12 protein-coding genes and 1 rRNA gene are annotated in these 11,299 nt (G+C 37.3%); 11 read left to right on the top strand and 2 right to left on the bottom strand.

The window, feature by feature from the left end; translation table 11 throughout:
• Positions 1-108, top strand: a 5S ribosomal RNA gene (gene rrf / locus ACFSGI_RS01985); the annotation flags it as partial.
• Between the two features lie 1,159 nt (positions 109-1,267).
• Positions 1,268-1,696 carry a hypothetical protein gene (locus tag ACFSGI_RS01980; RefSeq protein ID WP_204827283.1) on the top strand — a complete coding sequence of 143 codons (429 nt, stop codon included), beginning with the start codon at positions 1,268-1,270 and terminating at the stop codon, positions 1,694-1,696.
• Between the two features lie 448 nt (positions 1,697-2,144).
• Here ACFSGI_RS01980 and ACFSGI_RS01975 read toward each other — a convergent pair whose 3' ends face one another.
• A complete protein-coding gene (locus tag ACFSGI_RS01975) occupies positions 2,145-2,669 on the bottom strand; it encodes a hypothetical protein (protein ID WP_204827284.1) in 525 nt (174 codons plus the stop codon).
• Between the two features lie 264 nt (positions 2,670-2,933).
• On the opposite strand from ACFSGI_RS01975, the gene ACFSGI_RS01970 reads away from it, so the two are divergent.
• The 9 genes from ACFSGI_RS01970 (at position 2,934) to rsmI (ending at position 10,642) form a co-directional block, all read left to right on the top strand.
• A complete protein-coding gene (locus ACFSGI_RS01970; RefSeq protein WP_204827285.1) occupies positions 2,934-4,520 on the top strand; it encodes an aminotransferase class I/II-fold pyridoxal phosphate-dependent enzyme in 1,587 nt (528 codons plus the stop codon).
• Positions 4,507-5,214, top strand: coding sequence for a dTMP kinase (tmk, locus tag ACFSGI_RS01965; protein WP_379282292.1), 708 nt, complete (start codon positions 4,507-4,509; stop codon positions 5,212-5,214). Before ACFSGI_RS01970 ends, tmk begins: the two co-directional genes overlap by 14 nt.
• A 139-nt stretch (positions 5,215-5,353) precedes the next feature.
• Positions 5,354-5,683, top strand: a complete 330-nt coding sequence (locus ACFSGI_RS01960) for a cyclic-di-AMP receptor (RefSeq protein WP_069326055.1) — start codon at positions 5,354-5,356, stop codon at positions 5,681-5,683.
• 349 nt (positions 5,684-6,032) lie between these two features.
• Positions 6,033-6,476, top strand: coding sequence for a YaaR family protein (locus ACFSGI_RS01955; RefSeq protein WP_204827287.1), 444 nt, complete (start codon positions 6,033-6,035; stop codon positions 6,474-6,476).
• Positions 6,477-6,524: 48 nt separating this feature from the next.
• Positions 6,525-7,499 (top strand): DNA polymerase III subunit delta', encoded by a 975-nt coding sequence (gene holB, locus ACFSGI_RS01950; RefSeq protein WP_204827288.1) that lies wholly within the window; start codon positions 6,525-6,527, stop codon positions 7,497-7,499.
• A 172-nt stretch (positions 7,500-7,671) separates the two neighbouring features.
• A complete protein-coding gene (locus ACFSGI_RS01945; protein ID WP_069326058.1) occupies positions 7,672-8,472 on the top strand; it encodes a PSP1 domain-containing protein in 801 nt (266 codons plus the stop codon).
• A 31-nt stretch (positions 8,473-8,503) separates the two neighbouring features.
• On the top strand, positions 8,504-8,875 hold the full coding sequence (gene yabA, locus ACFSGI_RS01940; RefSeq protein ID WP_204827289.1) for a DNA replication initiation control protein YabA: 372 nt from the start codon (positions 8,504-8,506) through the stop codon (positions 8,873-8,875).
• A gap of 106 nt (positions 8,876-8,981) precedes the next feature.
• Positions 8,982-9,734, top strand: coding sequence for a tRNA1(Val) (adenine(37)-N6)-methyltransferase (locus ACFSGI_RS01935; protein WP_204827290.1), 753 nt, complete (start codon positions 8,982-8,984; stop codon positions 9,732-9,734).
• A complete protein-coding gene (gene rsmI, locus ACFSGI_RS01930; protein ID WP_204827291.1) occupies positions 9,731-10,642 on the top strand; it encodes a 16S rRNA (cytidine(1402)-2'-O)-methyltransferase in 912 nt (303 codons plus the stop codon). The genes ACFSGI_RS01935 and rsmI overlap by 4 nt, the downstream gene beginning before the upstream one ends.
• A gap of 325 nt (positions 10,643-10,967) precedes the next feature.
• Here the strand turns inward: rsmI and ACFSGI_RS01925 are convergent, their stop codons facing one another.
• Positions 10,968-11,222, bottom strand: coding sequence for an AbrB/MazE/SpoVT family DNA-binding domain-containing protein (locus tag ACFSGI_RS01925; protein ID WP_017815545.1), 255 nt, complete (start codon positions 11,220-11,222; stop codon positions 10,968-10,970).
• Between the last annotated feature and the right edge of the window lie 77 nt (positions 11,223-11,299).

The following is an 11,299-nucleotide window of genomic DNA, read 5'->3' as shown; positions in this document are numbered from 1 at the left end:
GATGGCGGAGGGGTTCCACACGTACCCATCCCGAACACGACCGTTAAGCCCTCCAGCGCCGATGGTACTTGGACCGCAGGGTTCTGGGAGAGTAGGACGTTGCCAAGCAGCGAGCAAGACCGAAAGAGTGATTCCTTACTAAGGAGTCGCTCTTTTTTTGTGTTGAAAATCTTTTATTGAGTGGTAAAGCAGTGAGGGACAAGGGTCTAAGAAAGAGAGAGTGGAGTTGGGGAAGATAAGTTATAGGGCATGTGGGTAGGATGTTGTTGCTAGGTAGCTTACAACTAAGGTGGTACCCAAGCTTGTGATCTCTGGGATCTCTTGGTATGGGATGAGTAGGGCTCTGTAGTGTTGGGGTTATTGTTCTGTGTAGCTATGTATCCTGTGTCACTTACCTATGTTATCTCTTGTCTCTCTGCTTTTCTTGCTATCCTTACCTGTAGTATCCTCATTTCAGTATCTTCTATTGACTATTTCTTTCCTTATAGGTACCTCTGTAAGTACCTTGTAACGTTCTTTTGTCTTGCTGCTCTGGAGAGATTTCTATAGGCATCATTCGCTCTAATTATTATTCTTTCCTTTACTTTGATGGGCTTTTTGTTGTGCGGGAAGAGGACATCGATTTTTAATACAAGTTATTGTGATTAATCTTTGCAAATTACTCAGTAAATTGCTTTGTAAGTTGTTTGGAACTAATGATCAGCAGCCTATAAAAGTCAGTATTATGGTGATTATCATTTTAATTGAATTGGTTTGGTTTATGAAAAAGACACAGTAAGTCTAAAACAAAACGATAATTGATGGTAATAGACTGCGATAGAGTTTCAATACAGATTAAATAGAATTTTTCACATTTTAATTTCAAATAGCTCTTAATAGTAAGAACATTAAACGTTTCAGAAGATCTTTTAAGCGATAAATCAATACTTACTTAATATTAGAAGAAATATATAAGATTTTGTATCTTCATCTCTTAGAAGTGTAACTGTTTTGTTACAGAAGTTGTTGAAACAACAGTTATAATAGATAAAAGTAATAGATAGGTCTAAGGTCATGATGACTGAAAAAAGTATTTTTGAATTATGTACTGAAATTGTAGAATTGATTGAAAATAATCGGAAAATATTTAAAGCGTAATTACGTAGTATTTGAAATGCGTTAAGTGTATAATTATACATTATGCAATCGTCTTATTCATTAACGACTTATTAAGTAGAAAATGAACTGAATATAAGTGGATGATTGTGTTAGTAAGGGGGACGATGTGATGTGGGGGAAAAGCAAACATCGAATATGGAATATAGTATGGGTAGGTGTTTTTTTAGGAATATTAGCAGGTTGTTCTCAATCTAATATTTCATGGACTCATTATCAAGGTGCTTTTGTAGAGTCCAGCTTTCCTATTCCAGAAGAAGTTAAAGATATGGATACAATCATTAATAATAGTAAAATGAACTATGTACGTTATGAATTGCCAGGTATTGAATCTTCTACTTTGCCAGAATCATATTTGCAAGAGATCAAAAACTGGGGCTGGAAACAACAACAGGAAAGTGTAAGTGAAGGTAAGACTAATTTGGTATTTATTCAAGGGGATCGTACGTTACAATTGGTATTGCAAAAAAATTACTTAACAGTGATTGTACCTGATAAAAGTTCACGAGCACCTATTGCTGAAGCTACGATTAATCCATAATATGAAGAAGTGATTAAAGCTATTATGCTTGATACAAGGCATATAGAAATAGACATCAACAACAAAAGTAACACAAAAAAGACGGTATCTCTTTTGGTAGAAGATACCGTCTTTTTTATGCGTATTCTATGTAATTGTTATTTATGTTTGGACTACCAATCTCAACATGTACATAACAAACAGAATACTTTTTTCAAAGAAATGACTGTTTACTAACTACTATATTATGAACGTTTGATTTTATTATTCGTGTGCTATTGATACAGTAATCGAATATTAATATTGTATTATCTTATGAATTATATTGCTGTAGTATCCCGTTTACAACTTTACCTAAATGGATAGTTTTAGCTAAAGTGAAAATTGCTAGGCACCATGAATTAGTATGTGGAACGTTATTAATTATGATCATACAGGATGAATAAACAGTATGAATAAAATAGTAAAGCTACTGAATATAATAAGAGACTTCTTCTTTTGTTAATTTAATAATCCCATCTTTACGTTTACGGAATAAACGAATCAAGATAATCAAACGAGGCAAGCAAAACCAAATATGCCACATAACTAAAGAGATTGAGAAGTCGAGTGGAAGCCACATCCATAAAATAGCGGCAAAACAAAATCCGATCCACGTTGTATGTAATAACACTCTGCGGAATGTAGAATAGCCCATAAATTGATCTGGTAAGTAACCGATCCATGGAAATTGTATTTGAAATTTCCAACGTTTACGCAAATGATTAACCGTCATGATCAATACAGAGCGAGAAATGACATATTGAATCCATAACACTAACGGAAAAGAAAGTAACCAAAATCCAACACTAGACCATGAAAAGTAATACAGCTCAATGATTAACGTTACAATAGGTACTAATAAATAAATCCAGTTCCACACTCTAGTAACTGGCCATTTTTTGATAAGTTGGTATTGATAAAATGTTGCATTTTGTTGAGCTTCTGTTACCATTCAATGCGCCCCTCCTTTTAGTTATAATTTGCTATTAAAAATTACAATATCGGAATGTTTATTATTGGTAGTATTCGTAATAAACATCATGTATTGAAGTGACTGGTTATTATCATTATATCGGTCAAATATGTATCTTTTGAAATACACAAGCTTAAATTATAAGTCTTTTTGAATATCAAAGCGAAGTTGAGACGATATCTGTTATTTTGATTATAATAAGAATAGGGAACAATACACAATAAATATTATGGGAATGACGATATGAACAATACATGGATACCTTCTACAACGAAACAGTGCAAAGCTCCTTTATATGATGCTTTATCTCAGTATGCTTCTTCACCTCAAAAAAGCTTCCATGTACCTGGACACAAAAATGGTATGATCTATACTGATGTACTCCAGCAAATGGCGGGGCTAGAACTATTCTATCCTGTATTACAATGGGATGTTACTGAAATTAGCGGTACTGATGATCTTCATCATCCTGAAGGCGTTATTCAAGAAGCGCAACAGTTAGCCGCACAGTGTTTTGGCGCTGAAGAAAGTCATTTTCTTGTAGGTGGTAGTACGGTTGGTAATTTGGCTCTTATTTTAACAGTATGTAGTCATCCTGGGGATATTATTATTGTACAACGTAATGTACATAAATCTGTTCTAAACGGATTAATGATAGCAGGAGCCAAAGCTGTCTTTTTGACACCAGAGACTGATCATGCAAGTGGGCTAGCTGTAATTCCTAGTATGGAAACTATAGAAGCAGCACTTATACAATACCCTACTGCTAAAGCCGTTTTTCTTTCGTCTCCTAATTATTATGGAATGGGGAAAGACTTGAGTCATATTGCTGCTACTTGTCATCGTTATCAGATCCCTTTATTGGTAGATGAAGCACATGGAGCACATTACGGTCATCATCATCGTTTTCCTACCAGTGCACTAAATGCAGGGGCTGATGGTGTTGTACAATCAACTCATAAAATGTTATCGGCGATGACTATGAGTGCAATGGTACATGTACAGGGTGATCTACTACATCGTTCTTTATTGAAGCAACGGCTAACTATGGTTCAGAGTTCAAGCCCTTCTTATCCATTGATGGCTTCTTTAGACTTGAGTCGTTATTTATTAGATTGTTATGGAGAGCAAGTCTTTGACACCGGACTACAAGCTAGAGATACTTTTATTCATGAATTAGAGCATCAGCAAAGATTTGGTTGTTTATCGTTCTCCGAGGGAAATTATACACAAGATCCTTTTAAAGTAGTGATCTATGATCGGAATGGTTGTTTATCTGGTGAAGTCTTGCAAGAGCGGTTAGAGTATTATGGATGTGTGCCGGAGATGAGCGATGATCGCTATGTTGTGTTGGTATTTAGTATGGGTTCTACATTAGAAGATAGTTACTGTCTGTTAGAAGCTCTTACCAAGATTGCTCAAGAGCCTCTGCAATCGATGATGTCAGGCGATACTGCTTATACTGGACAGCATAGCAAGCTTATCATAGCAGAGCGTACAGACGGTTCTGAGGTTGCAAATGACAATTATGTCCAACAGAAAGACCATACAGTTTATACAGATCAACATCTAGCTAATCTATCTGAGCCTATTTTGTTTACACTGACACCGATTGCTGAAGATAAAATAGAAGTGATTCCTTTAGAACAAGCAGAAGGACGAATATGTGCAGAAATGGTGATTCCTTATCCTCCAGGCATTCCAATTTTGTATGCGGGAGAAACGATACATCCATCTGTATATGCTAGTCTATTAACGTTGCGAACACATGGTCATAAAATACAAGGTACTGCTGATGCTACATTAAATACATTGCGTGTCTATCAATAGAAGTCTACCCCAACGTAGTCTACAGAAAGCAGGAATAACAGTGAAGTCAAAAGGTTTATTTATTGTATTAGAAGGTATGGATGGTAGTGGTAAAACAAGTCAGCTTGAACATATTAAACGTTATCTAAATGAACAAGGCATTGATTTTTTATCGACTCGTGAACCAGGAGGAATCTCTGTTTCTGAACAGATTCGTGAAGTGATTTTGAATGTAGATAATCATATGAGTGGTCTAACCGAGTGTCTGCTATATGCTAGTGCGCGAAGAGAACATTTGATTCAGAAAGTGATTCCTGCACTGAATGATGGACGAATCGTAATCTGTGATCGGTATGTGATGTCTTCTTTGGCTTACCAAGGGTATGGACGTGAACTGGGTAAAGCTGTACTGGATATTAATCAATTGGCTATAGATGTAGATGGTCAGCAGTATTGGGCGGATATGAATATCTATATCGATGTTAAGCCAGAAGTAGGTTTAGAACGCATTATGTCCAAATCAGGTGAACGTGAAGTCAACCGGCTTGATCTGGAAACGCTGGAATTTCATCATCGGGTACATAAAGGATATATGGAACTGTCCGAGCAACATGCAGAGCAGTTTGTAATGATCAATGGTGAACAGGATGAGGACAGTGTTTTTGGCGATATTAAGCAGGTGTTAGATCAATTAATTCAAGAGTACCGCGTATAACAATAAGGAATATGCTTCTGATTTGGAGCAGTCGGTTACAATATGAATAAAGAGTAAATAGAGGTATTATCCGTACAGATGTCGAATAAACTAAACAGGGCTAGGTGCCTTACAGATCTGTAAAAGGAGGGCTATTATAATGAAACTGATTATTGCGATCGTGCAAGATAAAGATAGTAACCGTCTATCAGGCGAATTGGTAAAAGCTAATTTTCGGGCTACCAAACTAGCCAGTACAGGTGGATTTCTACGTGCTGGAAATACAACATTTATGATTGGTGTGGATGATAGCCAGATTGAAGCGGTTATGGAAGTAATTCGCAACAGTTGTAAAATTCGTGAGCAACTGGTTACTCCGGTCACTCCAATGAGCGGTACAACCGATTCATATCTTCCATTGCCAGTGGAAGTACAAGTGGGCGGCGCTACAGTATTCGTGATGCCTGTTGAACGCTTTGAGCATTTCTAAAAAATATTTTGATATTTATTTCAAAAAATACGCAAAAATCGTTATATCTTTAAACATAATAGAATAATAAAGAGTATAATTAAGAAATAAACAGAGGATCGGTTACGTTATTGAGAACCGGTCCGTCTTTATTATCTGCTCCCAATCGGTTATTGTTCAGCAAGCCAATACGTAAAAATTGAAGTTTTTTCATTTTACTATTCGCAAATCATACCATTTGAACGATACTAATTAATAACGACTCTGTTTAGCAACTGCTAATTGATATATACAACACCCAAGCATGTATACAGAAACGTCTGTCATATACAGCTAGAAGTCTAATGCCAGCAAAGAAAGGAAGAGAATAATGAAAATCAACCCCGGTTATCCTCCATTAAAAAGTAATCCAATCGTATCCGATACTCCCAATAAAGTTGTACAGCAAAAGAACTTTTCAGATGTTCTTCATAATCATGGTGCTCAAGCAACCCATGATGATATTCAACGTCAATTTAAAGAAATTCAAATGCAGGGTGACCGGCTTGCAAAATCAATGACACTACGCGAACTCAAATCGTATCAAATGTTAGTGAAACGTTTTTTGGAAGATACGGTTCGGCGCGGTGTTAAAGTAAAAGAAACGCAAAGCTTTGATCGTCGGGGTCGGGGCAAAAAATATAAATTGTTAGATGAAGTGGATTCGATGTTGCTGAGTATGGCAGAAGAATTGCTTCAAAGTGAAGAAGGAAGAATAGAATTATTACAACGCATGGGCGAAATTCGCGGTATGCTGATTAATTTTCTATATTAATAAAGTATAATAGATGTGTTGAAGTGAGTGGTTCAGTAAGGAGGCACCATGTCTTTTCAAGAAATTATCGGGCAAGATATTGCCAAGCAGATGCTCCAAAATGGTCTGCGTAATCAAAAGATTTCTCATGCGTATTTGTTTAGCGGACCGGCTGGTAGTGGACAAATGAAAATGGCTAACAGCTTTGCTCAAGCTTTGGTATGTATTCATAAAGGTGATGAAGCCTGTGGAGAATGTATCCAATGTCGCAAAATGAAAAATGGTAATCATCCTGATTTTCATGTGATCGAGCCGGATGGTGCTTCGATTAAAATTGAGCAAATCCGCGATATTCAGCGGATTTTTTCGTATCGTTCAGAATCGGGAAACCGTAAAATATATATTATTAAAGATGCAGATAAAATGACGATACAAGCGTCTAATAGTCTGTTAAAATTTCTAGAAGAACCACCCGCACCGGCAGTTGCTATTCTTTTAACCGAAAATGCACAGTCGGTATTACCTACGATTCGTTCTCGGACACAACCTATAGTATTTACGCCACCTGATCCTCAGAAAATGGCTCAAATCTTAGGAGATGAAGGATTTCCAATGCCTTTAGTACGATGTGTTGTTCATATTGCGTCTGATCTAGATGAATGCCGAGAATTGCTAGCAGAGAATTGGTTTGCAGAAATCAGAAACGTAATGTTACAATTAGGGAAGGAATCCGCAGGTAGAGGGAGTATGAGCCTTATTACCGCTCAGCAAAAGCTGTTCAAAGGCGGACTTGGAGATCATATTGAGCCTGTATTTGATCTTTTCCACCTATGGTTTAAGGATATGATTCATATCCAGATTGGAAGGCACGAGAGTATCGTTTTTATAGATCAGTTAGAGTCTCTCTCCAAAGTGGCTACCACTCGTGATATGCAGCATTGGATATCTTGTATGTCGCTTGCTGCAGAGTGTAAGAAAATGCTTCGTTCTCATGTGAATCCACAGTTATGCATGGAGCAATTTCTTATAGGCGTTAGCGGTTGAAGGAGCTTCATCACAGACCGGACGGTGTATAACATCATGCGGAGCGCACAAGCTTACCAAACGCACACTTTTTGAATACGTCATGTCAGGTGAACACAAGAAGTAATTCTTCAGATCGGAATTTTTGCCGTAGAGTTGAAAAACGGTATTGGCAAATGAGGGGGCTTATCTTTTGTATAGTGTAGTAGGAGTCCGCTTTAAAAAAGCGGGTAAAATATATTATTTCGATCCGTTAGACTTTCCAGTCGAAAGTGAACAACACGTTATTGTAGAAACTGCACGTGGGATTGAATATGGTAAAGTAGTGATTGGAAAAAAAGAGGTAAATGAGTCTGACGTTGTTCTTCCTTTGAAAAAAGTGATTCGGATTGCAGAAGATCATGATGCTCAAGTAGTTGAAGAAAATCGGATTGCAGCTAAAAATGCTTTTACAACCTGTTTAAACAAAATCAGAGAGCATGAGCTGAAAATGAAGCTTGTCGATGTAGAATTTACATTTGATCGTAATAAAATCATTTTCTATTTTACAGCAGAAGGTCGAGTCGATTTTCGCGAACTGGTTAAAGATTTAGCAAGCATTTTCCGTACCCGTATCGAATTGCGTCAGATCGGTGTGCGTGATGAAGCTAAAATGCTAGGCGGTATAGGCCCTTGTGGACGTATTCTATGCTGTTCTTCATGGTTAGGTGATTTTGAGCCGGTATCGATCAAAATGGCTAAAGATCAAAGCTTGTCCTTGAATCCGACCAAGATTTCTGGATTGTGTGGACGTCTAATGTGTTGTCTTAAATTCGAGCATGATAATTATGAGAGCGTGAAGGAAGAACTTCCGGCTATCGGTAAATTTGTCGTCACTTCGCTAGGCGATGGTAAAGTGGTCGGTATCAATGCCGGTTCGCGTACTGTACATGTTCAGATCTTTGATATTAGTAAAGTCAAAGAACTGCCATTGGATGACGTGGTCGTGAAGTAAACCCGATCAAGGCTGCTTTTGAGGTGGGAACTTGGAGAAGAAAAATCTTTTTACACACATTCACGAATTGGAAACAAAGATGGATCATATGCATGGCGATATGGGCAAAATGAAGCAGGCTGTGAAAGAGTTGTTAGAAGAAAATCAACGTCTAAGTACTGAAAATGAACAATTGCGTCGAGTTCTAAAAAAAGAAGTTCCTGTTATTGAACCGAAATCAGTAGGAACATACTCTTCTAAATTGTATTCAGACTTACCTGATCTCGAAGTTGTTGGAGAAGGTTATGATAATCTAGCACGTATTTATCACGAAGGCTTCCATATCTGTAATGTGTATTATGGACATTTGCGTACAGAAGGCGATTGCTTGTTCTGCCTTTCTTTTTTGAATAAATCTGAATAGTCTTATTATCCAAACCGCGGACAGCAATATGCCGCGGTTTTTATATAGTATAGCTCTAAAAGTGTAGAATCATTGCTAAACAAAGCAAGATCAGAAAGGAAATACCATGAACGAACAACCACTTCTGGCAGATGAGCGTATTGATGATCTGCTCACGTATAATCTTAAAATTATTCAAAGTCGAGAAGTATTTAGCTTTTCGATGGATGCAGTATTGTTAGCACGATTTGCAAGTATTCCGAAGCGCGGGAAAGTGATTGATCTATGTACAGGCAATGGAGTGATTCCTATTCTGTTGTCTACACGTACTCAGGCTAGTATTGAAGGAGTAGAAATACAAGAACGCTTGGCAGATATGGCAATCCGTAGTGTCATGATGAATGGCTTACAAGAACAAGTGAAGATTCGCGTCCAAGACCTTAAAGAAATGCCTCTTGTTGGCGAGCGAGAAGCGTATGATGCGGTAACAGTAAATCCACCTTATGCGCCTGTAACCGGTAGTGATATGAAATTGAATATCCATCATGCGATGGCAAGGCATGAGATTGGTTGTACATTAGAAGATGTCATTCGCACAGCTTCCAAACTGCTTCGTAACGGCGGTAAACTGTCTATGGTTCATCGTCCTCATCGATTAGCAGATATTATTCTGTTGATGCGTCAATATGGAGTAGAACCGAAGCGTATTCGATTTGTACATCCTCGTCAACATATGGAAGCTAATATGGTATTGATCGAAGGATTACGTGGAGGTAAGCCTGAAATGCGTATATTACCGCCACTGATCGTATATGATGAGCAGGAGCAATACACACCAGATCTCAAAGCAGTCTATTACGGGTTAAAGGAGTCACTATGAGCATACAGATTCAAAAAAGTTTTGCCAAAGGAGAGTCTGCTGTTCTGCATGAAGGAGCAGGTACATTATATTTAGTTGCTACTCCGATTGGTAACTTGGAAGATATGACTTATCGTGCAGTACGAACATTGCAAGAATGTGATATCGTAGCTGCTGAAGATACCAGACAGACACGTAAATTATTGACTCATTTTGATATTACTCCAGGTAAATTACTTAGCTATCATGAGCATAATAAAAAAGCGAGTGGGCCTGAGCTGATCCGTCTTATTATAGAAGGAAGTAATCTTGCACTTGTAAGCGATGCAGGATTGCCTGCTATTTCCGATCCTGGTCAAGAATTGGTGAAGTTAGCACTAGAACAGCAAATTGCGGTTGTACCTATTCCTGGAGCAAATGCGGCTTTGTCTGCTTTGATTGCTTCTGGATTATCGACAGATCGCTTTACATTTGTAGGATTTTTGCCAAGAGATAGCAAAGGTCAAGAAGAAGTACTGGGTAGTGTCAAACATGGAGCAGGTACATTATTGTTATATGAATCTCCACATCGAATTATCAAAACTTTACTGGCGATTGTACATCATTTAGGAAATCGTAATATAGTGTTAGCACGTGAGCTGACAAAGCGTCATGAAGAGTGGACACGAGGCAGTGTAGAAGAAGTACTGCAATGGTTAGAAACGCACCCACCTATCGGTGAATATTGCGTTGTGATTGAAGGGCAATCACTGATCGAAGCCAAAGCAGAAGCCAGTGAATGGTGGCAACATATGAGTATCGAAGAACATGTGATACATTACGAAAACAAAGAAAATATTTCACGTAAAGATGCTATGAAAAAAACAGCTAAAGACCGCGAAATTTCTAAACGTGACGTGTATCAAGTTCTTTTGCATGAACAAGAGTAAAATCTCTAAAAAAGCTGTATCAAAAGTCCATTTTAGATCATCTATTTATAATAGAAGAAACTCGTTATATCTATTGTTTTTTTACGAAAATAAATATCAAAATAAGTACTATCAAAAAGGAATCTTAACTGTTTAAGATTCCTTTTTGATGTGTAAATTGGAAGTACTATGCAAAAGGAAGTATAATAAACGCCAAGCCTTTTTTTGAAAACTAAAAGAAAGCAAAAAAATACCTTTACCCAGACAAAATGCTGAGTAAAGGCCCAAGGAGATATTAAAAAGGTTAGAATTAATAAGTTGATAGTTCTAGTATAACCTATTTTATTTATTTTGTCACAGGGACAGGAATTTCGGAAATACACTCATTACAAACGATTTTTCCTTTAAAATAAGTTACATTTTCAGCGTTACCACAGAAAATACAAGCAGGCTCGTATTTTTTAAGCATAATGCGTTCGCCATCAACGTAGATTTCCAAAGCGTCTTTTTCTCCGATACCTAGTGTACGGCGAAGTTCGATAGGAATTACTACGCGGCCCAATTCGTCTACTTTTCTTACAATACCAGTTGATTTCATCATTACTGATCAATCCTCTCAAATTTAAATATATTAGTTGTTATTGTTTTGTTTGATGTGCTATCATTCGACAAATTTCT

It is taken from the genome of Paenibacillus nicotianae (assembly GCF_042681745.1).
GTDB classification, from domain to species: domain Bacteria; phylum Bacillota; class Bacilli; order Paenibacillales; family Paenibacillaceae; genus Saccharibacillus; species Saccharibacillus nicotianae.
The sequence above is the reverse complement of the archived record's forward strand: the minus strand, read 5'-3'. Positions and strand labels throughout refer to the sequence as shown.